A 25,304-nucleotide genomic window follows, 5' to 3' on the forward strand; every position below is an offset into this window, starting at 1 on the left:
TAATGTAAGTACGAAGAATGAAGCAACTATTTTTATGTGTGTGCGGATGGTTGATATGCAGTATCTCAATGGCGCAGGATCCCGTTTCCTTTGTGAATCCACTGGTAGGAACGGCTTCCAGTCATGATTTATCAAACGGTAACACCTATCCTGCCATTGCCGTACCCTGGGGCATGAATTTCTGGACACCTCAAACCGGCAAAATGGGCGACGGATGGACCTATACTTATGACGCTGCTAAAATTGTAGGTTTCAAACAAACCCACCAACCTTCGCCCTGGATGAATGATTACGGGCAATTTTCAATTATGCCTATCACCAGGCGCGCGGTATTTAAGGAGGCCGACAGGGGCAGCTGGTTTTCCCACAAAGCGGAAATTGCAACGCCTTATTATTACAGTGTATACCTGGCCGATTATGATATAAAAACAGAGATTGCACCTACGGAAAGGGCTGCAGCTTTCCGTTTTACCTATCCTGCTACCGACAGTGCATTTGTGGTAGTAGATGCTATGGACATGGGTTCTTACATAAAAATTATTCCGGGAGAAAGAAAGATCATTGGTTATACCACCAGGAATAAAGGTGGTGTGCCCGGTAATTTCAGGGATTATTTTGTACTCCTTTTCGACCGGCCATTTACCGTTTCCTATCTCTGGAAGGATGGTGCGTTAATAAAAGATCTGCTGGAAGCAAGCGCAGGTCATACAGGCGCCGTTATTGGTTTCCCTACAGAGAAAGGCGCGCCGGTAAATGTTAAAGCGGCATCTTCTTTTATCAGCCCGGCGCAGGCAGAATTGAACCTGCAGCGGGAAATAGCAGGAGATAATTTTGAGACGGTAAAGCAACATGCAAAGGACGTCTGGAATAAATACCTGGGCAGAGTGACGATAGAAGGCGGTTCGGATAAGCAAACAGCCACATTTTATTCCTGCCTTTACCGCTGTATGCTTTTCCCGCAGAAGTATTATGAAATTGATGCTGCAGGTGAGATTGTCCATTACAGTCCTTACAACGGAAAAGTAATGCCCGGTAAACTCTATGCCGGTACAGGCTTTTGGGATACTTTCCGTTCCTTGTATCCTTTATTGAACCTGCTGTATCCTGATATCAACAGGGAGATGCAGGAAGGATTGGTGAATGCCTATAGAGAAGGAGGCTGGCTGCCTGAATGGAGCAGTCCCGGTTACCGGAATATTATGGTGGGTAATAACTCCGCTTCTGTAGTGGCAGATGCATATCTGAAAGGAATACGTGGATATGACATTGATACATTATACCAGGCACTTTTAAAAGATGCCAACAACGAAGGCCCGATGACGGCAGTAGGCCGTAAAGGGGTAGCGTTCTATAACAGGCTGGGCTATGTACCTTTTGATGCCGGTATTAATGAAAGTGCCGGCAGAACGTTGGAATACGCCTACGACGATTTTACTATTTACCAGTTAGCAAAGGCATTAAAACGTCCGCAGGAGGAAATTGATCTTTATGCAAAACGTTGTCAGAATTATCGCCACCTGTTTGATACTTCCTCCGGATTAATGCGGGGGAAAAATACAGATGGCAGCTTCCAGGCTCCGTTCAGTCCTGTGAAATGGGGCGGAGCTTTTACAGAAGGAAACAGCTGGCATTATAGCTGGAGCGTATTTCATGACATACAGGGGCTTATAGATTTAATGGGCGGAGAACGGATGTTTAGCAGTATGCTGGATTCCGTTTTTAACATGCCTCCTGTATTCGATGAAAGTTACTATAAGAAGGTTATCCATGAAATAAGGGAAATGCAGGTAATGAACATGGGACAGTATGCGCATGGCAACCAGCCCATTCAACATATGATATACCTGTACAACTATGCCGGCGAACCATGGAAAACACAGTACTGGGTGCGGGAGGTAATGAATAGACTCTATCTTCCCACTCCGGATGGCTATTGCGGCGATGAAGATAATGGGCAAACATCTTCCTGGTATATCTTTTCAGCACTGGGTTTTTATCCTGTTTGTCCTGCTACGGACCAGTATGTACTCGGTGCGCCATTGTTTAAAAAGGCTACGCTTCACCTGCAAAACGGGAAAAAGTTTATCATTAAGACAACGGATAGTGATGTCATGAACCGGTATGTTAGGTCTGTGCAACTAAACGGCAAAGCTTATCACAAAAACTGGATCAGTTACAATGAGTTGCAGAAAGGAGGCAGTATGAAAGTGAAAATGTCTGCCGCGCCTGACAAGAGCCGTGGGACAGATAAATCCGCTTATCCTTATTCATTTAGTAAATAGTTATTCCCTTTCCTTATCCAAAATTTCAAATGTTTGTTCAATCCGCTCCCCGTTTTCATCTACCAGCGTAATGGTATGTTTTCCGGCGGCAGGGTGCAGGGCCATCTGGTGAAACTCCGTGGTGGCTCCAATAAAGTTGTTGTCGAGGTGCCAGAATATTTTCGTGGCATTGTTGCGGTGTGTGGCAGTAAAAATAGTTTGACCGGGTTTTCCGTCGATTTCAACGGGAACGAATATACGTGCACCGGGCCTTGGATAAATCAGTTCCATGGGTGCCTTGTCCAGCCCCAGTGAAGCCAGGCAATCGGGTTTATAGGGCGGTAATTGCTGGTAATAATTTTTACTGCGGTAGTAATATTCCTGTGAGGGAGGCAATACAAACCACGATTTGTGCTGCATGAGCGATGGAGATTCGCAGGCTTCTGTTACACGCCACTGGCCGGTTCTGTCGAGATGAACCAGCTGATGATAGGGGCATACACCTGCCCTGATACCTGCTGCAGGCACATAAATGGAATCTTTTTCCTCGCATAGCTCACCGGCACGGTAGCCGCTTTTGCGGCATACCTCAATTTTTTTCATCTGCTGGTAAGGTGGATCAAACCAGCCGCTGGTATGCAGTAAGCGGAATACATCGAACAGGATAGGCGCAGCAGTAGATACGCCTATGAGGCCGGGGCGCCCCTCCCCATCGGCATTTCCCACCCATACGCCTACTACATACTGAGGCGTTACACCGATGGCCCATCCATCGCGGAAACCAAAGCTGGTACCTGTTTTCCAGGCAATGCGTTGTGAAGAAGAGAACTGTTGCCACAGCAGTTCTTCGCCAGGCCGCATTACTTCAGTCATGGCCTGGAAGGCATACCAGATAGAACCTGCATCCAACAGGCCATCTTTGCTTAATCCGTATTTCGAAGGATAACGGGTATTAAGCCGGTAGTTGGGTGGATGAATATCGTCCATATCATATTTACCCTTATACTGATCCATGTGCAGCAGCGTGCGGGCCAGGCTGGCATACATGCCGCACATTTCCCATAAGGTAGTTTCCCCGCCTCCAAGGATGAGTGACAGCCCATAATGATCGGCTGGTTTATTCAGTGTAGTGATCCCCATTTTCTGTAACAGGGAATGAAACCGCTCGTAGCGGTACTGTTGCAACATGCGCACAGCCGGGATATTGAGCGACCGGGCCAGTGCACGGGAGGCGGGAACGGCGCCATCATATCCCAGGTCGAAGTTCTGAGGGGTATAGCCGGCTATTTGCGTGGGAATATCAGGGATCAGCGTATTGGGCAATATAAGCCCGTCGTTGAGCATAGCGGCGTATAATACAGGCTTGAGCGTACTGCCGGGGCTTCTCCTTGCCTGTATAATGTCTACATGGCTTTCCAGCTCCGGATCTGAAGGATGATAAATATTTCCTACATAGGCAAGGGTATTGCCGGTTTCCACATCCAGCACCAGTACGGCTGCGTTGTTGATGCCATTGGCTTTATAGCTATTATGATACCGTTCGGCGATGGCTGTGGCATTGTGCTGCAGATCTGCCAGTAGTGTGGTTTTGATGCGTGTAGGCTCGCTTGTTTGCTGTTGTTGGTAGTCGCGGCGGAACAGGTCCAGCAAATGCGGGGCTTCCTGAGGCAGGGGTAATGGCTGATCAGGCAAGGGCTCCATTTTGGCCAGCTGGCAGGTAATGCTGTCGATGGTATGCTGGTGGTATAGTTTATTCAGGAGCTGATTTCGTTTATTCAGTAACGTTACCCTGTTGCGGCCCGGGTGTACCAGTGCGGGGCTGTTAGGCAATACTGCCAGCGCTGCCATTTCACCCCACGACAACAGATCGGCTTTACGGCCATAATACCTCCAGGCAGCAGCTTCCAGCCCAACAACGTTGCCGCCGAAAGGAGCGTTGGCTGCATATAAGGCAATAATTTTCTTTTTAGAAGCTGCAAATTCCAACCGGGTAGCCAGTACCGCTTCCGTTATTTTCTGCCAGATATTACGTGGCTGGTTGCGCGACAGCCGTATTACCTGCATGGTGAGCGTGCTGCCACCGCTTACCACTTTTCTGCCCCTTGCGTTTTGGTTAATAGCCCTGCCTATAGCAATTGGATCTATCCCCCAGTGGTAATAAAAGCGTTTATCTTCATAAGCTACAATACATTTTTCGAATTTATCCGGTACATCCGCATTATAAGGAAAGCGCCATTGACCATCCGGCGCTATGCTTGCGTTCAGCAGATCGCCGTTACTGTCTTCCAGCACATAGGAAGTTGGACTGGTAAAGAGTTGTTTGGGTAAACAAAAGTAATAGGCAATGAGTATAACAGCGGCGCCGGTAAGCCACCACTTTTTTTTGATGCACCATTGTTTAAGGTTATCGTACTTCATTACTTTTTTATGCGCGTTCAAAGATAGGTTAATTGATTGTTTTGAACTGATGTGCGGTTGGTTGTTATTCCCCGAAAGATAGAATTTTGTGAAGATATATGGCTTACGGATTGAACAGTTGCTGTAATGGAGTGACCGGGTAGGAAGAGCCAATCTGTTTAAGCAATCCGCAAGGGGTCAGGCATTATCTGCAATGAATAGAGCTTATGCTATTCATCCGTTGATCCACCCGGAGGAAGGTTTCCAGTGTTTTAATGCAGGTCGCGTCGCAGAGATCATTAGCATCGGAGGCAATACCATTGAGAGCTGCAAATGCATACGCAGGTAATTCACGGTTACCACTACCGGCGCTGCATAACAATATCAGAAGAACATACCGCCGGAAGCAGCAAAGGTACTGCAAGTGGTGCTGAGTATTCGCATTACAGGAGGCTATGTTATAAGTTCCCGGCTCTTAATTGTACCTGTAGGTTATCCATCTGCATAAAATAAAAAATATATTTTGTACCAATTGGTAAAATATATACCTTTATGCCAGCAAATTACTTTTACAATAACCGGCTGATAGCACGGTTTTTTTTAAATCAATAATGTACTAAATGGTACAAAATAATATTTATATGGAAACACTCACTACCACTTCTGTTCTGCACAAAACAATTACCATTAATAATCTTAATATTTTTTATCGGGAGGCCGGCCCGGCAGATGCACCTGTAGTACTGCTGCTGCACGGGTTCCCGTCTACTTCACATATGTACCGCGACCTGATCCGGGATCTGGCAGACAAGTATCATGTAATTGCCCCGGATTATCCCGGATTTGGCCAAAGCAGCATCCCGGCGTTAACCGGATTTGAATATACGTTCGACAACCTGGCGTTGGTAATGGAACAGTTTATTGATCAGCTGGGATTAACAAAATTCAGCTGGTACCTGCAGGATTACGGCGGCCCTATCGGCTTCAGGATCATTAGTAAAAGACCGGAACTGGTAGAAGCATTGATCATACAAAACGCCAATGTATATAACGAAGGACTTGGCCCGGTGGTCCAGGAAATCGGAGCACTACAGCAGGCAGAAGATGAAAAAGCATTGGAGGCTGCTATTGTACGTAAACTAAGCTTTGAAAAAATTAAAGAAGAACATCTGCTGGGCGCTTCTGCCCCGGAAAAAGTGAGCCCTGACAGCTATGAGCTGGCATATGCCTATATGTCAAGACCCGGTGTGGAAACGATACAGGTGGCCCTTTTCCGGAACTATAGTACCAATTTTCCAAAGTACCCTGAATGGCAGCAATACCTGCGTACACATCAGCCACGGGTGCTGGTAGTATGGGGTAAGAATGACCTCATTTTTACATGGCCCGGCGCAGAGGCTTATAAAAGAGATGTGCCTGATGCAGAAGTACACCTGTTGGATGGCAGCCACTTTGTATTGGAAGAATATCATGAGGAAGTAGCGGCGTTGATAGACGATTTCTTAAAAAGATAATCTACTCAGTACACAAAATTACGACCAGCAGATTTGCCGGCCTCCATCATGTGACCGGATAAAGAAATGGTGTATCATACCTGATACACCATTTCTTTTATTACATGTTTTTTTACTTCACTACTTCTACCCACCTGCCTGGTGAAAAAGCATGTATGGTATTATCATACATGGCTTCGCAGGATGTGGCCGGCAAATAATACCTGCCCAGGTAAGCCGCATTCAGCAATACATTGTAAGTGCGTTTTTTGTTTTCTTCTATGTTGAAATAAGTATATACCCTGTCGTCACGTATATCCATATACGTAGCCGGTGAGGAGTGGAAGGCGCTGTCGTTTTCCATCAGGCGGGTATTCAGTATTTCCCATCCTGAAGGGAAGATCTGTGACAAGGCCATCTGTTCGTAATAACCTCTTTTCCCTGGATTGGTAAGAGTTACGGTGGCCATAAAGTCGCTTCCCTGCCGCAGTGTAGCCGGATCAAGCGGTTTGCCATCGCGGGTGCTGTAGCTTACCTGCATGCCCAATATATCCGGGTTATTGGTAGCAACCGGTTCCTGGCCGGCATCGGGTTGCCCCTGGAGAATCAACCGGACATATAATACATTCTGCCCGTTATTCCGGAGACTGATATTTCCTGCAGTCCCATTGAAGGTTACGGGGATCTGCGTAACAAAGGACTGCCCGTTCACACTGCCTTTGGCGCCGTTCAGGGTGTACGTAAAATTCATCTTACTGCCTCCCTTGTTATTGCCGCAATACTTTGCAACTGCTATCAGGGAATAAGCGGTTGTTTGCGTGCTATACCACTGATCATTTTGCGATAACTGTGCTGCGATCTGCTTCACCAGTTCATTGGCGCGGTTACGCTGCCCCATGATGGTGAGCGTTTCAAGGATCATGGCCCTGTCGCGCAGGTCAGAGCCAAAGGTGCCGCCCAGCTGCGTATATGCTTTCACGTCGGTAGTGAGGCCCTGTACAAGAGAGTTGGCCACTTCCGGCTGACCGGCAAGTTTATAGGCCGCCGCCAGCCGCCATTTGGCCGGGGCCGACAGATATTTGAATTCCTTTAACCGGTTCATGGCGCCCAGTTCCGGAGATTTGGCCAGTGCCAGGAGATAGAGGCGGTACGACTGTGTAAGATCTCCACCATAAAAGTTAAGGGTACTGGGCGCCCAGGTACCGGCTTTATTCCGTTGGTATTTCTTCCATTGATCCAGTAGTCCAGCCGGCAGGGTATAGCCCTGTGCCTGTGCTTCTATGAGGAAGTGGCCTCCATAGTTGGTGCCCCACTCGTCGGAGTTACCTTCACCAGGCCAGTAGCTGAAACCTCCATCGGAAGTCTGGAAGCTTTTCAACCTGTTGATACCCGCTTTAACGTTACGGTCTACCTGTGCACGCTCACTTTCTTTCAGGTCCATGAGCTGATTCAATACCAGTTGCGGGAACACGCCGGAAGTGGTTTGTTCTATACAGCCATGCGGATATTCTATCAGGAACCGCAGGCGCTTGCCCAGGTTGAGGGATGGAATGGTGGATACTTCCAGCACGCCGGAATTGGTGCCGGCCATGCCTACCGGGCTAAAGGCCGATTGCCAGCTGTTGTTGCCTTCCAGTGTGTTTTCAATAATATTTGTGATCACCGGGTTAGGGTTCCTCACATTCAGTTCTATATTTTCTTCTGCCTTTTCCACCCCGCTGCTGGCTGTTACTTTTATTTTAGCGATACCTGTTTGCGGGCGTACTTTTACATCGAAATAAACAATCTGTTCGCCGGGTTGAGAGAAGGTGATCGCTTTGGTTTGTTCGCCTACTATTTCCAGCAGGGGGCTGGTGCTTAAGCTAACATTCACATTGCGGATATTGGGTTCCAGGCCAAACACCGTTACCGGTACCTGGATGGTTTCCGACGGTCCCAGTACGCGCGGAGCGGTAGTAAGCAGCATTAGTGGTTTCTTTACTGCCACTACTTTTTCAGCTGTGCCGTAAGCGCCATCCTGGCCGGCTACTACCATTGCTTTTACCGAACCAATGTAAGGCGGCAGCTTGAATTTATGTGTTTGCTTTTGTCCTGTTTTCAGGTAGAAAGGGCCCATATATTTTACTACCGGCTTGAAGCGGTTTGCCTTGGCGCCACCTGCATTTTTATCCAGTCCTTCATCACCGCCAATACTCAGTATACGGTCCATATCCGCTCCCCATGCACCTATCACGTAGTCGAACAGGTCCCAGGTTTTTACACCAAGGGCTTCCCTCGCATAAAATGCATTGTGAGGGTCCGGTGTTTTAAAACGGGTAAGATCCAGCAATCCTTCATCCACAATGGCGATGGTGTAGGTCATTGGTTTGCCGCTGCCCTCGCTCACTGTGATACTGGCTTCCGTTTCCGGTTTCAGTTTATCGGCCATGCTGATCACCGGTTTCAGGATAGTGCCCGGATCTTCAATGGAAATGGGAATGGTGCCATACATACGGATCGGGAGATCGTTGAGAGTTTGTGCATGTGGTTGCAGCAAACTAACGTTTACGTATATATTAGGCGTCATGTCCTTTTCCGCCTTGAACTTAAAGGTGGTTTGACCCTGTTTGGTGGTGATCCAGTATGTTTTCAGCACTTTACTGCCGGACTCAATGCTGATCAGCCCGCGGCCGCCTTCACTGCTTGGAATAGTGAGGTTAATGTCATCGCCGGTTTTATAGGTTTGTTTGTCAGACGTAAACACCAGCATAGATGCTTCCGCGGGGTTGTCTTTCTGCATCCTTTCCGCCCATCCGGGCCAGTCGATATACACGGCTTTACCTGCTGTATGCCCGCTCTGAAGGTCTTTCACCCTGATCAGGTACCTGCCCCAATCGGGCGAGTTAACACGCAGGTCCCATTTGCCTTTACCATTTTGCAGGGTAACGGTTTCTTTGCTCAGCAGCTGATTATAGCTGTCTTGCGTAAAATTGGAGTAGTCATCCTGCTCGCCTTCATCCCACCACCATCTCCATTTGATCTTGTAGAGCTCTACCTGTACTTCACGGCTGCCGGCAGTAAGATTGCCGTTACCGTCTACATCCACCAGGTCGATGGTATGCGCACGATCGGTGAGCAACATACCCGTGGTACGGTCGCCCGCCGGGATACGCAAACCTGCATAGGAAGTGAAAGGGTTATAAGGCATGGAGAAGTGATCGATACTGAAATCCCCTCCGGGTTCAAATACTTTTACTTCGAAGTTTGCCTTCAGTTGCCCGGGCGCTACTTTACCGAGTTGTATGTCTGCATTCACGGGGGCGCTGCCGCTTTCGCTCAGCGGGCCTTCAAAGATGGTTTTATTTTCCGCATCGAAATGAGTGACGGGATCATCGAAGGAGTAATCGCTGAATTTGGGGAAGCTGGTGCTTTGCTGTACCAGCGACACATCTACCTTGGCTTTCAGGTGTTGCGCAGTAGCGCCAAACAGCCACATGGCCGATAGGTTGCCGGTGGCGCTGCCTTTCGACAGGGATGTAGTGCTGCCAAAGTCCATTTTTATTTTAAGCCGGTTTGGCTTCACGGTTTCAATACGCACATTTTTCTGGAAGGTGGCGCCGCCTACTTTTACTTTTGCCACCCAATTGCCTGTAGGATCGTCCGGGGCAGTAGCGGTAGCAAAGCTGTAAAAGCCGTTCAGGCCTTCATGCTGATTGATGCGTTTATACAGTTGACCTTTGGGATTGTATAATTCCAGTGAAACAGGATGGTCTGCCGGTAATTTTTCTCCTTTATCTTCCAGAATAAAAGTAAGATAAACGGAATCGCCGGGGCGCCATACGCCACGTTCGCCATACAGGAAGCCTTTGATACCGTTTTGCACTTCTTCTCCTTTTACATCAAACCGGCTTAAGGGGAGAGAACTTCCGTCGTCCAGTTTAAGGTAACCTCTTTCATTTTCTTTTTTGGCGATGAGCAGGTAAGGCTTGCGTTTCAGATCAAAGGATGCAAGGCCCTCCCCGTCACTTTTTGTTTTAAATATCACCTGGTTCTGGTAGTCGAGCAGTTCCAGCTCTACGCCTATAAGGGGCTTGGTATCGCGTATATCCGTTACTGCTACCAGCATGCTGTTGTCGTTTCCTCTTTTGGCAATGAGGCCTATATTGGAAGAAATGATATTGCGGGAAGCCCATTTATCTTTACTGTAGTAAGAGTTGGAACAGGCATCATTACGGCGGTCCCAGTTGTAGCCGTATGGATAGTAGCTGTCGTAACGCTGCCAGAAGGAATCATCATCATCGATCTTTTCTCCCCCATAATAATATTCTTCTTCTCCTTCTTCATCGGCAGAAGCATTGTCGCTGTCCTGAGTGGTATCGGCGGAGCAGGCGGTCATAGCGTACGACTTCCGGAAGCCAATAGTGATGCGGTAAATAGCGCCGGGTTCCGTACGCAGCATCTTATCCAGGTCGAGGAAGAAGCGGTTTTTCTTGTGCAGGTTTACTGATTTGTCTCCATCCAGGCGGATTGTTTTCTCTACTACGGGCTTGGCTACACGCCGTAGTTCCTGGTTGCCATCAAGGTCGTTCCGCTGCAGGTATTGTGGTACATTGTTTTCATAGATCTTTATGATGGAAACATCTACAGCGTTGAGGTTCACCGCTTCAAACGGCATTACCAGTTTATTGCTTTCCGGCAGGATCACACCTTTGCCGGGGATGCTTACACCGGGCAAAGTATTTTCAAAGTTAACGTTGGCGCTGAAAGTTTTTCCTAATCGTTTATCCGTGATGTTGATAACGCCTTCGTTTACTATTACGTTGTAATTTCCTTCCAGTCGTACCGGTGCATACACGCTTACCTCGCTGCCATCAATGGTGTAGCGTAGGTCGCTTTGCCCGCTGATGCCTATAAGGCCTTCCAGGGTCTGGGCCATGCTTACGGGGTCGGAGAATTGTACCAGCAGGTGTTGTTCCGGGTCGGAGAGCGCTTTTACATCCATTACTTTAAAGTCGCCGATAGCGGGTACCTCGATGGTGTTTTTTCCGGTATTATCCACTTTCAGGGAGCTGCCGTTCCAACTCAGTTCCAGGTTACGGGCAATATTGGCGCGGGCAATATTGGCGATGGTAAACCGGGAAGTGCGTTCTGCGGCATTGTGCTGCCAGGTAACAGGCAGGCCTTTACCGGCATATTGTGCGCTGAGTAATTTTTCGATCGCCTGGGGATCTTCCACATCGGCAGTATAGATGGCGCCGGTGAGGGTCATGCGGTCAAGGGTATTATTGGTACTGGCTTTCAGACCGAAATTTTCTATGGAGAAGGATGGCTTGATGATCTTAAATTCAAAATCGAATGATTTGAGTTCCTTTGGCACATCCAGTATTTTCCCGAGTTTAAAGTTGGCTTCATACTTTTTACCGGGCTGCAGGTTTTCATCCGGTCTGAACTCGATGGTGGTGGCATCAATCCAGTAGGCCTTCCCTTTGATGGACGGAGAAAAGTCGAATACTTCCTTCTCCAGCGGCTCATTCTGGGTATGTGTTACATTCGTCTGTGAGGTGAGGTGAACACGGATAGCGCTTTGTTTGGAAATGATACCTGCCGTATATGCCTCAATATATTTGGCAAATTCGGGGTTCATTTCTTTTTTCGCCGTACGGCAACCACTGATCACAAACAGGGTGGCGAGGAATAAAAACAATGCCGCTACAGCAGTAAGCCTTTTTGTTGGGTGCATCGGGAAAGCAGATTAGGTGATTAACTAGCTGCGAATGTCGGGAATTTTCTCCAAACGTGGGGGATCGCCTTCGGCGATGCGGATTTTGTCTGACTCAGGATTAAACTGATTACGCTGATTACGCTGATTTGATTACTTTGGATTTAAAATGATTTGGGGAGATTTAAGCGAATATCCGCTTAAATCTCCCCAAATCTTTAAAATCATTACAAAATCAAATCAGCGTAATCAGCGTAATCAGTTTAATCCTGAGTCAGACAAAACCCGCGTCAATCCTACACCATTTCGCCTTTGTTCAGGCGGAGGAACTTATCAACACAGGAGGGCAGCTCATCTTCGTAGTGGGTTACAAAGATGAGGGTTACCGGCATATGTTCACAAAGTTGTTCTATTACTTTTTTGAAATGTATTTTTTGACGGGCGTCAAGTCCCTGGCAGGGTTCATCAAAAATCAGCAGCGGCGGGTTTTTAACGAGAGCACGGGCCAGCAGGGTTAGGCGCTGTGCGCTTTCGGGCACCTGTTTGAAGGGTGTTTTTTCATGTTCTGTGATATTCAGAACGGTCATCCAGTCGCGGGCCACCTGTTGTTGCCCGGAGGTAGCCGGCCGCGTGCTGCCAATTACATCAGAGAAGCCGGAACAAACCACCTGGAGGCAGTTATCACGGGAGGTAAAGTATTGGTGCAGTTCCGGTGATACGAAGCCTATTTTTTTCTTGATATCCCAGATGCTTTCGCCGCTTCCGCGTTTCCGGTCGAACAGCCAGAGCTTATTGGCATAGGCCTGGGGATTGTCGCCGTTCACAAGGCTTAGCAGTGTTGATTTTCCCGCGCCGTTTGGGCCCAGCAATGCCCATTTGTCGTTGGGCTTTACTGTCCAGTTGATGCCGTTCAGGATAGTATTTTCACCGTATTTAATGTGAATGTCTTCCATGCGCACAATCGTCTCGAACTGGTTGTGAGGACTGTTTTGTACCAGTGCGGCAATTTTTTCGGCTTCCATTTCCGGTAATGGTATTTCCGTTACAGCGGGTAACGGCAATTTTACAAATTCGCTGCGGGTATACTTACCGGTTATTGCTCCGTTTTCCAGTGTGAGTACGTGGGTGATATGTTCCGGTATTTCCTGGGGAGCGGTAGCCAGTATTACCGTTGTGCCACCGGCAATGATTTCGTTGATCATGGCGCTGAAATCTTTCCTGGCCTGTACATCCAGCCCGATATAAGGGTTGTCCAGCATAAGTAGTTGCGGTTGCTGGATGAGGGCACGGGCGATCATCACCCGGCGGGTTTCGCCATTTGACAATTTAATGAGCCGTTTTTCCATCAGCGGGGCAATACGCAGGGGCTGAAGTAATGCCGGTACTTCGGTCAGCTCCAGGTATTCCATTACGGTAGGTGAATTATCTGCATCCATGCTGTTGAAGCGCTGCTGATAATAGAAATCCGTAGTGGTGTTAGAGAGGTTGCGGAAGGTATGATGATGGCCTACCAGGGCTACCAGGTTACGGTAATTGAACCAGGGATCTGTGATGGTATGTTGCCGGCACCATTCATCATAGAAGTGGTGATGGATACTTCCGTTGATAATGTTAAACTTACCGAGAATGGTATTCAGCAGGGCTGTTTTACCAGAGCCACTGGGGCCTGTTACAGCCCATTGCTCTCCTTTGTTGATCTGCCATGTGAGGGCATTGAATAATGTTTTGTCGAGATACCTCACGGTGATATGTTCCAGCGAAAGAAACGGTGTTTGCTGCTCTGTCATAATTTGAACGATTGGGCTCAGTATTCATCTGTCGGATATAAAATTAATCCGATTATTGAAAGCTTCCAGTAAATTTATGGCAAAGTTTGAGGGTATGATCTGGATTACGAAATCATTTGACGGGTTAACAACTACTGAGCTCTATGCTATCCTGCATTTGCGATGTGAAGTATTTGTGGTGGAGCAGCAATGTCCTTACCAGGATCTGGACTATGCGGATCAGAAGGCGTTACATCTGATGGGAACGGATGAGGAAGGCCGGCTGTTGGCATACACCCGTATTTTTGCTCCCGGAATCAAGTTTGAAGAAGCATCTATAGGCAGGGTGGTTACTTCTCCGCAGGCCCGTGGCAAGGGTGCCGGCCGGCAGTTAATGGAACGCTCCATTGAAGTGCTTCAGGCCAACTATGGAGTAATTCCCATCAGAATAGGTGCCCAGCAATACCTTCAGCAGTTTTATACTTCGCTGGGATTTGAGCAAACCAGTGATACTTATATAGAAGATGGGATTCCTCATATCGAGATGCTGAGGCCATGATATAATGTTTAGGGAGATAAAGGCAGAACAGTTGCTTTTCATCTCCCTAAAAAAATTACCGCTTGGGTATTTTTTTCTTTTTCACCTCTTTAACAGGCGCGTGTTCTTTTATCCGGTAAAAAGGGATGGCGTAGGAAATAGTGTACTGCACATCAAAAACAGATCTCTTGGAACCTGAGCCAAAACCGGGAATGATCAGCGGGGTCATTTCATCTGTTTTTACATTGTTAACCAGTATACGTTCCCGGATATTCCAGCCCATGAAAAGGTTTTTCAGCACTTCTACCTTTAGTCCTACCAATAACTCCACCCAATGGGCATTTACCGCAGTTTGGGGAATGCTGCCTTTGAGGTTATCGCCCCAGTAAGTATTTTTGATGGAATAGGTGGGAACGGAATAGTTAAAATGTGAGAACCCGTAACGGAAACCTGCATAGAATATATTCTTCTCGGTAACATATTGTCTTTTCAGAAAATTATAATCAACGCCCAGGGTTACAAACATACCATTGCCTTTATAGGTATAATTGGTATCGCTGTAGGGGGTATTGGCATATCCGCCTTCAAAGGCGACATAAAGGTTGCTGTTGATGCGGGCATCTGCTACTACAGTTACTTCTTTCCGGTAAGGATAATACATGGCAGATGGTATCCGGCTAAGATCCACTCCTATCCGTACAAAGCCGGGGATATACCAGGAGCTGTCTTTAAGCAGCGCTATCTTTGCCGTATCGGTCAGCGGTTTGCGGCTGGTATCTGCCTTAGCCACTTTGTGCAGGGTGTCTGCTTTTGCGGCCGCCGGCTTGTTTTGTGCCGTAGAAGCAACGCTGAGCAGGATACTAGTTAAAAAAGAAATACAAAGTAAGATGCGTGTCATTGCTGCTAGTTACGGACTTATTATTAATTACAACAGAGTCGATGGTATGCATGGTGGTGATAACGGTATCGATGTTAAAATAGGTACCAAAACCACATCCGGGCGATATAAAATGCTGTTGCCGTGTATACCTGATCTTTAAGGTATCAGCGATGAAGCTGGAATCCACTTTCAGGTAAAAGAGGCTGCTATCTGCAATAGGCGACAGTTGGAAGAACAGGTCGCCCAGTGGCTGGCTTTTGTAAATCGTGTCCCGGCCAAAGGCGTATGCGGTTACTTTGGGCATAATAGTATCCGATAATTTGCCGGTGAGTTTACGCATAAGGTGGGTATGGTAATCATTCCGCAGTGTTTGATCGCATACCTTTGTTTCATTTTCGCAGGCGATGATGCCCGCGAAAATGAAACAGGTCAATAATATCTGGTAGATGCTTTTCATGGCTTATTTACAGTTGGCAAGATATTAAATTCCCAGCTCCTTTTTGAGGAATCTGGCGGTATGACTGTCCTTGCAGGTACTTACCTGCTCCGGGGTGCCGGTGCAGAGGATGGTACCGCCGCCCCCGCCGCCTTCAGGGCCCAGGTCTGCAATGTAGTCGGCCATTTTAATAACGTCCAGGTTATGCTCTATCACCAGTACGGTGTTGCCCCTGTCTACCAGTTTATACAGTACTTGCAGCAGCAGCTGTATGTCCTGGAAATGAAGCCCTGTTGTGGGCTCATCGAGAATATAAATGGTTTTGCCGGTGTCTTTCTTGGAAAGTTCGGTAGCCAGTTTTACCCGCTGTGCTTCCCCACCGGAGAGGGTTACGGCAGACTGGCCAAGGGTAATATATCCAAGTCCCACATCCTGCAGCGTTTTTATTTTACGGTAGATCCATGGTACCGGCTGAAAGAATTCCACGGCTTCATCCACCGTCATATCCAGTACATCTGAAATGGATTTGCCTTTATAGCGTATTTCCAGCGTTTCGCGGTTATAACGGCGACCGTTACATTTTTCGCAGTGCACATACACATCCGGCAGGAAGTTCATTTCAATAACGCGCATACCACCGCCTTCACAAACATCGCAGCGGCCCGTTTTTACATTAAAGGAAAAGCGGCCGGCATTATAACCCCTGATCTTTGCTTCCGGTACTGATGCAAAAAGGGTCCTGATATCGGTGAAAAATCCGCAATAGGTAGCCGGGTTGCTGCGTGGGGTACGGCCTATGGGCGATTGGTCAATTTCAATCACCTTATCTATAAACTCCAGTCCCTTGATGCTTTTGTAGGGCATGGGAACCATTTTGGAGTCGTACGCATGTTTGGAAAGAATGGGATACAGGGTTTCGTTGATCAGGGTAGATTTACCACTGCCCGAAACGCCGGTGATACAGATGAAAGTGCCCAGGGGCAGTTTCAGGTTCACATTCTTCAGGTTGTTGCCGGAAGCTCCTTTTAGCTCCAGGAAATTGCCGTTGCCTTTCCTGCGTTGGGCGGGTATTTCCGGGGAGGTATTGCCATTCAGGTACCCGGCGGTGGGTGTATTGAGCTTCAGGATCTGTTTGGGCGTGCCCTGCGCGATGATCTGGCCTCCGTGTACGCCTGCACCCGGACCAATATCCACCAGGTGATCGGCATGCAGCATAATGTCTTTATCGTGCTCCACTACGATAACCGTGTTACCCATGTCTTTCAGGTTGCGGAGAGCGTCTATGAGCTGCATATTGTCGCGCTGGTGCAAACCAATGCTGGGCTCATCCAGGATATAGGTGATGCCCATGAGCTGCGATCCTATCTGGGTAGCGAGGCGGATACGCTGTGATTCGCCGCCACTGAGGGTTCTGGTGGCCCGGTTCAGGGTGAGGTAGTTTAACCCTACATTCAGCAGGAATCCCAGTCGCTCGCGGATTTCCTTCAGGATATCCTTGGCGATAGCGTTTTGTTTTTTCTCAAGGCGGTTTTCGATATTTCCAAACCAGGCCAGGAGCTTATCCAGGTCCATGTTACCAAGTTCGGAGATATTTTTTTCATCGATCTTAAAGAACAGGCTTTCCTTTTTGAGGCGGGCGCCGTTACATTCGGGACAGGTGCTTAGTTTCATGAAGCCTTCAGCCCAGCTGCGCACGTGATCGGAAGAGGTATCGTTGAAATAGCGGCGAACCATATTCACTACGCCTTCGTATTCTGTGGCGTATTCCGTGCCGCCGTTGCTTTCCCCGAATTCCATGTCTACTTCCAGTTTGCCGTTTTCGTCGCCAAACAACAAAACGTTGAGGGCTTTTTGCGGAATGCTGGAAATAGGGGCTGTTAAGGAAAATTTATACTTTTTTGCGAGTTGCTGTACCTGTTTAAAGGTAAAGGTATCGCGGGCTTCGCCTAATGGTTTTAGTCCACCGTCGGTGATGGATATGTTGTAATCGGGAATTACTTCGTCCATATCTATCTGGTAAATAGTACCGAGTCCTTTACAGCGTGGGCAGGCGCCATAGGGCGAGTTAAAGGAGAAGGTGTTCGGGCTGGGCTCTTCATAGGAAAGACCGGTGTCTTCACACATCAGTTGTTTACTGTACTGGCTCACTTTATTGGTATCGTGATCCATGATAAACAGCAGTCCTTTCCCCATGGTAAGCGCTTTTTGCACGCTCTGGCTGATCCGGGTACGGGCGTCTTCCTGTACCTGGATACGGTCAATCACCAGCTCTATGTCGTGGATCTTGTAGCGGTCCACCTGCATCCTTTCTTTCAGGTCTTCTATTTCCCCGTCGATCCGTACTTTGAGGTATCCTTGTTTGCGTACCTGTTCAAACAGTTCCCGGTAATGGCCTTTGCGTCCGCGTACAAGCGGCGCAAGTATAACCAGTTTTTTATTTTTATAGTGTTTGAAAAGATGCGCCAGTATTTCCTCTTCCGAGAAGCGGGTCATTGGTTTGTTGGTATTGTAGGAATAGGCGGTTCCGGCGCGTGCATAGAGCAGGCGGAGGAAATCGTATATTTCCGTGATGGTACCAACGGTAGACCGGGGATTTTTATTCGTTGTTTTCTGTTCTATAGAAATAACGGGAGAGAGCCCGGTGATCTTATCAACATCAGGCCTTTCCATATCGCCGATAAATTGGCGGGCATAAGCGGAAAAGCTTTCCATGTAACGGCGTTGTCCTTCAGCATAGATGGTATCAAATGCCAGTGATGATTTACCACTGCCGCTGATGCCGGTGATTACTACCAGTTTGTTTTTGGGCAACTGCAGATCCAGGTTTTTCAGGTTATGCTCCCGGGCGCCAAAGATGGCTATTTGTTCATCTGCCGGGGCTTGCGCAACGGAAGTCTCGGGTACATTCTCTTTTTTCTTTGCCATAACATTAAACTACGAAGCTACGGCATAATTGCGAATTATGCGATTTGTTTTGCTAAAATTTTTAGCGAAGTGAGGAGGAGGGGCGCCTTCGGTACTCTGGTAAATTGTCTTGGAACACTGATTACGCTGATTATAATGATAGCCTGATTTTTGTTTTTTGGGTGTTAGTATTGGGAGATGTGGGTGGGGAAATAAGTTGTTTTCCGGTGCTTGTAGGAATAGATGGATGGGAATAGCGTGATATTATTGATATTTAAGGTAGATGTGCAGTGATATTATCGGATATTACTTTTTTATTAAAAATAGTAAAGGGAAATATAAGCGCAACAAATATATCCGCTTACATCTCCCTTCATCTTTATTTAAATCTTAAAAAACAAAATCAAACTAATCATTATAATCAGCGTAATCAGTGTTCCAAGACAATTTACCGGAGCGCCGAAGGCGCCCGCTTACGCTTTATACTTCTTGAATACTACTATCGCGTTATGGCCGCCAAAACCAAAGGTATTGCTCATTGCTACGTTTACAGTACGTTGCTGGGCCTTACCAAGAGTGAGGTTCAGGTTGGTAGGAATCCCTTCACCAAGTACGGTAGTGTTGATGGTGGGAGGAATAATATCTTCCTGGGTGGCTTTGATACATGCAATGGCTTCAATGGCGCCGGCAGCTCCAAGCAGGTGACCTGTCATGGATTTGGTGGCACTGATATTGAGTTTTTCCACATGGTCGCCAAAAGCGGTTACAATAGCCTTTAATTCACTGAGATCTCCTACCGGGGTAGAGGTGGTGTGAGAGTTGATATAGTCCACATCGGTAGTGGCAATACCTGCGTCTTCCAGTGCCTGCTCCATACCTAAGCGTGCGCCCATACCTTCAGGATGGGTGGCAGTAAGATGGTAGGCATCGCAGGTCATAGCACCGCCTATCATTTCACCATAAATGGTGGCGCCCCTGGCAATAGCGTGTTCATATTCTTCCAGGATGATAGCGCCTGCACCTTCACCCATCACAAAGCCGTCGCGCTCTATATCGAAGGGGCGGGAAGCATGTGCTGCATCCTCATTACGGGTGGATAATGCTTTAAGGGCATTGAACCCTGCAATACCGGCGCGGGTTACAGGGGCTTCAGAGCCACCTGCTACAATAGCATTGGCTTTACCCAGGCGGATGTAATTGAAAGCATCTACAAGGGCGCTGGTAGAAGATGCGCATGCAGACACTGTACAGAAATTGATACCCATGAAACCATATTTCATAGCTATCTGGCCTGCGGCAATGTCACAGATTAATTTCGGAATAAAGAAAGGGTTGAATTTAGGAATGAAATTACCCTGTGTAAATTCAACGATCTGTTCTTCGAACGTAAGCATTCCACCGTTGCCGGATGCCCAGATCACACCGATTTTTGTTTTATCGATGGCAGCATTATCAAGACCGGCATCCTGAACTGCTTCCTGTGCAGCCGCCATAGCGTACTGTGTGAAGCAATCCATTTTGCGGGCTTCCTTCTTTTCCATATATTTTTCCACATCAAATCCTTTGACTTCACAGGCGAATTTTGTTTTAAACTCTGTGGTGTCAAATTTAGTGATGGGGCCGGCGCCGCTAACGCCTGCCTTCATATTGTTCCAAAAAGTATTTACATCATTCCCGATAGGTGTTAATGCTCCCAATCCGGTAACCACAACCCTTTTCAGTGTAACAGTACGCATATTTTTTACTTTAATAAAAAAAGTTAGAGCGCAAATTTAGTTACTTATTGTTATGAATAAGCATATTCATTAAGATAATATAATATAACTTTTTGTGATTTACGATGAAATCGCCTGTAGGAGCGCATTTGCGTGCAGGAAGAAGCAGGATCTGACATCTCCTTTACTTTTCTCCCGATATTTTTATTTAAAAAAACAGGAAAATGCAAGGGAATTGTAACCCGTGAAGATGTAAGTGTTATGCGAGATGGGTAAGATATCAGGCTGCTGCCACTACTTCAGGTACCGGCACAGTACTGATTTTACGGGTACGCTGCTTCAGGAAGTCAATGATCTCGGCGTCTGTCTGGTAGCGGTCGCCGATATTTACAAAGTGTTTTGCCAGCAGGTCGTAGCGTTTGCCCATCAGGTAGGCCCACACATGCAGGAAATGGATCCCGTCGAATACAATGGCGTCGTTGCTGATATATTCCCCCAGGGTTTTGGTGAAGTATACCGGATGCTCTGTCCAGTGCATGCTGGGTTTTACATGGTGACTGATATGATAGCCATCGTTCCAGCATTTGTGGTTGTATTTTGTATTGATGCAGGTAATGCTGTTCTTATAACAGTTATCCGGCTCTTCAGTATCAATAAAGGCATGTTGCGCCCAGTTGCCCACCATCATAATGACGCGGGAAATAATGAACGGCAGTATGAACACCACGAAGGTGGCAGGAAAATTAATAAATGACAAGCCAACGCAGGCGGCAATGAAAAGCACTTCGCCCCTCACCAGTTTTACCATTAATTTATTTCTTTTTTTCCGGAGATGATAGCGGGCAGTGTCATATACCCCGAAAGTAACGAAGTGGAACAGGTATAAGAGAAATCCACGGAAGGAATCGCGCTGGTATATCATGGTGCAGCTGTCGTCGTCCGGCATATTGTTTTCCGGGTGATGCATGCCGATATGGTGGGAATAGTATGACTCCGGTGTTTGTCCGAATAAAGGACCAATTGCCCATGGCAGGTAATTGTTCCAGAACTGGTATTTCTTTTCAAAAAACACCCGGTGGCTGGTGCAGTGTAGCATCAGGCCAAAAGGACCTTTAAAGGTGATATTGTTCAGGAACTGGTAGGCAATAGCTGCGGCCCACCATACCCAGTTATTTATTCCCGGGATATACATGAGGATGGCCAGCGGCCACAGGGTGAAGGTGATTTTTAATGTAAGGTATACAAAGGGAAGGTCTCGCTCATCTCTGATCCAGCTTTTAAAAAGGCGGTCAAGTGCAGTTTCATGTTCAGGCTTAATGTAAATTGGATCAGTAAGTTGAGAAAGATGCTTCATAAGCTCAGTGTATTTTACTACAGTTGTAATAATGTTGGCCAGGAGCCGGTAAATTACTATAACGCTCCCTGAGAAGATATATTATACCGTATAGGGATGACTGAAAGATAACCATTTTTTTCTTCTCTGGTAGTTATTACAGGTATTTTTGTAATTTCCGTTCTAATGTGTATCTGTCAGAGAGTAACATAGCCCTGTAATATGTAATAACTGAACGAATGTGGGAATGTTCAGGGAGCTCATTTTCATATATGCCAAAACCAATCACTATACATGAAGCGATTAACCCTTAAGGACGTTGCTAAAATGGCCGGAGTGGCCCCTTCCACGGTTTCGTTCGTTTTGAACGGAAAAGGGAAACAAATGCGTATCCGCGACGAGGTAGCTACCAGGATTATGCAGGTGGCTGAAAAGTGTGGATATGAGCCCCACCGTATGGCCGTGAACCTCCGGACAGGGCAATCCAAAACCCTGGGACTGATCGTAGAAAGTATTTCAGGAAGTTTTTTTGCCAGTCTTGCCAAAACCATAGAAACCGAAGCGGAGCGCAGAGGCTATAACGTGGTATATTGCAGTACTGAAAATAATGCCCAGAAAGGCGGGGAGCTGATCCGCATGCTTGGCCGGCAAATGGTGGATGGCTACCTGATCACCCCGGCCCCGGGGATGGAAAAGGAAATCCAGCACCTGGTACAGCAGCATAAGCCGATAGTACTGATGGACAGCTATTTCCCATCCATCAAAACTCCCTATGTGCTGATCAACAATTTTGACGGCGTACAGCAGGGAATGAAACACCTGATAGGGAAAGGGCTTACCAAAATCGGGTTTGTGATGGTAGATGTGAAACTGATACAGATAGAAGAGCGCCTGCGGGGCTATACCACTGCATTGAAAGAACATAAGATACCGGTAAAGAAGAAACATATCCTGCAGCTGCAGTATCACCGGCAGCGGGAAGATTCCCTCAATGAGCTGCAGGCCTTTATAGAGGGCAATCCCGAACTGGATGCCATCTTTTTTTCCACTAACTACCTTGGCATCCTGGGACTGGAAGTGATAGCCAGGATGGGGCTGAAGATGCCCGACGACATCGCGGTATTGTGTTTCGATGACCATGATATCTTCCGTTTATACCCGCCGGGTATTTCAGTGATAGAACAGCCCATAGAGGGTATTGCCAAAACGGCCATAGACCTGCTGATGCACCAGCTGGATAAAAACAGCGGCCCGATGAAGAAAACGGCAGTGGAGTTGCCTGGAAAATTTATCCTGCGGGGATCGGCCTGAGTCTCGGGCGCCGCTTATAAAAAAACCGTTGAATACTTGTATTTGCTGGAAAAATAGTTTTATTTTTAGAACCAGCTTTTAGAGCTTAACGGAAAAAGGATTCGCTGAATCTTTTTTTTCTGTACCTGTGCTAAATCGATTTTGTTAAAATTTCACGGTATCTTCACACCGCGAGTGTGATGTTGGCTAAAAGGATCATTTTTGTTGTATATAATATCTAATCATGAAAAAAGTTGGACTGTTAGCAGCCGCTTTATTCTGCCTGCATGGTGCATACAGCCAAACGGTAAATAAAGTTGCTGAACCGGTAGAATGGGTGAATACCCTGATGGGCACTGATTCTAAAGTAAGCTTATCAAACGGGAACACCTATCCTGCTATCGCCCTGCCATGGGGCATGAACTTCTGGATGCCGCAAACCAATACAATGGGAAATGGCTGGGCCTATCAATATACCGCTGACAAGATCAGGGGATTTAAACAAACGCACCAGCCTTCTCCCTGGATCAACGACTATGGCCAGTTTGCCATTATGCCCGTTACCGGTACCGTAAAGTTCGACCAGAACAAACGCGCCAGCTGGTTCTCCCATAAATCGGAAGTGGCAAAGCCATATTATTACAGCGTATACCTCGCTGATCCGGATGTTACCACGGAAATTACGCCCACAGAAAGAGCCGCACAGCTGCGCTTCACCTTCCCGGCCACCGACAGTGCCTTCATCGTGGTAGATGCCTTCGATAAAGGTTCCTATATTAAAATATTACCGGAAGAAAAGAAGATCATTGGTTATACTACCAAAAACAGCGGTGGCGTGCCTTCCAATTTCAAAAATTACTTTATCATCAAATTTGATAAGCCATTTACAGTTGCCGATATCTGGCACGATTCCGTACTGGTGAAAGGCCAGCTGGAACTGCAGGCAGATCATACCGGTGCTGTGGTAGGCTTTAAAACAAAGAAAGGTGAGAAAGTAGGCATCCAAACCGCCTCCTCTTTTATCAGCTTTGAACAGGCCGAACTAAACCTGCAACGTGAAATCGGCCAGGATAACTTCGACGCCACCTGTAAGAAAGCAAAAGACATCTGGAATAAAGAACTTGGCAGGCTGGCCATAGAAGGCGGTTCCAGCGAACAGGTAAGCACCTTCTACTCTTCCCTGTACCGCACTATGCTCTTCCCGCGCAAGTTCTATGAGATCAATGCAAAGAACGAAATAGTACACTACAGCCCCTTCAATGGCCAGGTATTACCCGGCTATATGTTCACCGACAACGGGTTCTGGGATACCTTCCGCGCTGTACATCCTTTCTTCACCCTGATGTACCCTACACTCAGTTCGCATATCATGGAAGGATTGTCTAACGCTTATAATGAAAGCGGCTGGTTACCAGAGTGGGCAAGCCCCGGTCACCGCGACTGTATGGTGGGTTCCAACTCTGCTTCACTGATTGCTGATGCTTACCTGAAAGGTATCCGCGGATATGATATCAATAACCTGTATAAGGCTATTCTGAAGAATACTGAAAACGAAGGCCCGCTAAGCTCCGTAGGCCGCCTGGGTGTTAAATACTATAACTCACTTGGCTATGTGCCTTACGACGTTGAAGTAAATGAAAACGCCGCGCGTACCCTGGAATATGCTTACGACGACTTCACCATTTACCAGCTGGCAAAAGCACTGAACCGCCCGAAAAAAGAAATCGATCTTTTTGAAAAGCGCTCCCAGAACTACCGTAATCTTTTTGACCCGGAAACAAAACTGATGCGCGGAAAGAACAAGGATGGTAAATTCCAGACACCGTTCAATCCGTTCAAATGGGGAGATGCCTTTACAGAAGGCAACAGCTGGCACTATACCTGGTCTGTATTCCACGATGTTCAAGGCCTGGCCAAACTGATGGGCGGCCGTGAAATGTTCGCCAAAATGCTGGACTCTGTTTTCAATATGCCACCGGTATTTGATGAAAGTTACTATGGCACCGTTATCCACGAAATACGCGAAATGCAGATCATGAACATGGGACAGTATGCACACGGCAACCAACCCATCCAGCACATGATCTATCTATATAACTACGCAGGCCAGCCCTGGAAAACACAATACTGGATCCGCCAGGTAATGAGCCGGCTGTATAAAGCCACTCCTGATGGTTACTGCGGTGATGAAGACAACGGCCAAACCAGCGCCTGGTACGTGTTCTCTGCAATGGGCTTCTATCCTGTATGCCCGGGTACCCAGCAATATGTGCTTGGTACACCGCTCTTTGCCAAACTCACCATGACTTTCGAAGATGGTAAGCAGATGGTGATCAATGCGCCAGGCAACAGCGATACCAACCTGTACGTGCAAAAGGCTTCTCTGAACGGACAGCCATATACAAAGAACTGGATCAGCCACCAGGACCTGCAGAAAGGCGGTACCCTGGAATTCCAAATGGGCGCTGCTCCTGAGAAATCAAGAGGAACAGACCCCGCTGCTTTTCCATATTCTTTTTCAGCAACAGCGGGTAAGTAATATACTAACATACATGTATAAACGATTTTCATTGTTCACTGAAATATTTCATCC

General features: G+C 47.3%; 13 protein-coding genes. 5 read left to right on the forward strand and 8 right to left on the reverse strand.

What is annotated here, in order from left to right; genetic code table 11:
* Positions 1–17 precede the first annotated feature (17 nt).
* Positions 18–2,282, forward strand: a complete 2,265-nt coding sequence (locus tag ABIE50_RS05760; protein WP_209867118.1) for a GH92 family glycosyl hydrolase — start codon at positions 18–20, stop codon at positions 2,280–2,282.
* On the opposite strand, the gene pbpC is transcribed toward ABIE50_RS05760, so the two are convergent.
* Positions 2,283–4,700: a penicillin-binding protein 1C gene (gene pbpC, locus ABIE50_RS05765; RefSeq protein ID WP_354027887.1), complete on the reverse strand. Its 2,418-nt coding sequence runs from the start codon at positions 4,698–4,700 to the stop codon at positions 2,283–2,285. It lies immediately after the preceding gene.
* Between the two features lie 599 nt (positions 4,701–5,299).
* On the opposite strand from pbpC, the gene ABIE50_RS05770 reads away from it, so the two are divergent.
* Positions 5,300–6,172 (forward strand): alpha/beta fold hydrolase, encoded by an 873-nt coding sequence (locus tag ABIE50_RS05770; protein WP_209867116.1) that lies wholly within the window; start codon positions 5,300–5,302, stop codon positions 6,170–6,172.
* Positions 6,173–6,284: 112 nt separating this feature from the next.
* Here the strand turns inward: ABIE50_RS05770 and ABIE50_RS05775 are convergent, their stop codons facing one another.
* Both ABIE50_RS05775 and ABIE50_RS05780 read right to left on the reverse strand, forming a co-directional pair.
* Positions 6,285–11,870 carry an alpha-2-macroglobulin family protein gene (locus tag ABIE50_RS05775; protein WP_209867114.1) on the reverse strand — a complete coding sequence of 1,862 codons (5,586 nt, stop codon included), beginning with the start codon at positions 11,868–11,870 and terminating at the stop codon, positions 6,285–6,287.
* A 275-nt stretch (positions 11,871–12,145) separates the two neighbouring features.
* Complete coding sequence (locus tag ABIE50_RS05780) at positions 12,146–13,636, reverse strand: ATP-binding cassette domain-containing protein (RefSeq protein ID WP_209867112.1); 1,491 nt, start codon at positions 13,634–13,636, stop codon at positions 12,146–12,148.
* Between the two features lie 94 nt (positions 13,637–13,730).
* Here ABIE50_RS05780 and ABIE50_RS05785 point away from each other — a divergent pair, with 94 nt between their 5' ends.
* Entirely contained in the window at positions 13,731–14,174 is a 444-nt protein-coding gene (locus tag ABIE50_RS05785; protein ID WP_209867110.1) for a GNAT family N-acetyltransferase, read from the forward strand.
* A 55-nt stretch (positions 14,175–14,229) separates the two neighbouring features.
* Here the strand turns inward: ABIE50_RS05785 and ABIE50_RS05790 are convergent, their stop codons facing one another.
* The 5 genes from ABIE50_RS05790 to ABIE50_RS05810 all read right to left on the reverse strand — a co-directional run bounded on the left by ABIE50_RS05790 (position 14,230) and on the right by ABIE50_RS05810 (position 21,442).
* The gene (locus ABIE50_RS05790) at positions 14,230–15,051 is read right to left on the reverse strand and encodes a DUF6048 family protein (RefSeq protein ID WP_209867109.1); all 822 of its coding nucleotides are present in this window, start codon (positions 15,049–15,051) and stop codon (positions 14,230–14,232) included.
* On the reverse strand, positions 15,014–15,490 hold the full coding sequence (locus tag ABIE50_RS05795; protein ID WP_209867107.1) for a DUF6452 family protein: 477 nt from the start codon (positions 15,488–15,490) through the stop codon (positions 15,014–15,016). Before ABIE50_RS05795 ends, ABIE50_RS05790 begins: the two co-directional genes overlap by 38 nt.
* 24 nt (positions 15,491–15,514) lie before the next feature.
* Positions 15,515–18,394, reverse strand: coding sequence for an excinuclease ABC subunit UvrA (gene uvrA, locus ABIE50_RS05800; RefSeq protein WP_209867105.1), 2,880 nt, complete (start codon positions 18,392–18,394; stop codon positions 15,515–15,517).
* A 452-nt stretch (positions 18,395–18,846) separates the two neighbouring features.
* A complete protein-coding gene (fabF, locus tag ABIE50_RS05805; RefSeq protein WP_209867103.1) occupies positions 18,847–20,109 on the reverse strand; it encodes a beta-ketoacyl-ACP synthase II in 1,263 nt (420 codons plus the stop codon).
* 259 nt (positions 20,110–20,368) lie between these two features.
* Positions 20,369–21,442 (reverse strand): fatty acid desaturase family protein, encoded by a 1,074-nt coding sequence (locus tag ABIE50_RS05810; RefSeq protein WP_209867101.1) that lies wholly within the window; start codon positions 21,440–21,442, stop codon positions 20,369–20,371.
* Between the two features lie 273 nt (positions 21,443–21,715).
* Between ABIE50_RS05810 and ABIE50_RS05815 the strand changes: the two genes are divergently transcribed.
* Together ABIE50_RS05815 and ABIE50_RS05820 are read left to right on the forward strand one after the other, a co-directional pair.
* A complete protein-coding gene (locus ABIE50_RS05815; RefSeq protein ID WP_209867100.1) occupies positions 21,716–22,732 on the forward strand; it encodes a LacI family DNA-binding transcriptional regulator in 1,017 nt (338 codons plus the stop codon).
* Positions 22,733–22,955: 223 nt separating this feature from the next.
* On the forward strand, positions 22,956–25,250 hold the full coding sequence (locus tag ABIE50_RS05820) for a GH92 family glycosyl hydrolase (RefSeq protein ID WP_209867098.1): 2,295 nt from the start codon (positions 22,956–22,958) through the stop codon (positions 25,248–25,250).
* Positions 25,251–25,304: the final 54 nt, after the last annotated feature.

It is taken from the genome of Chitinophaga sp. OAE865 (genome assembly GCF_040546735.1).
Classification (GTDB): domain Bacteria; phylum Bacteroidota; class Bacteroidia; order Chitinophagales; family Chitinophagaceae; genus Chitinophaga; species Chitinophaga polysaccharea_A.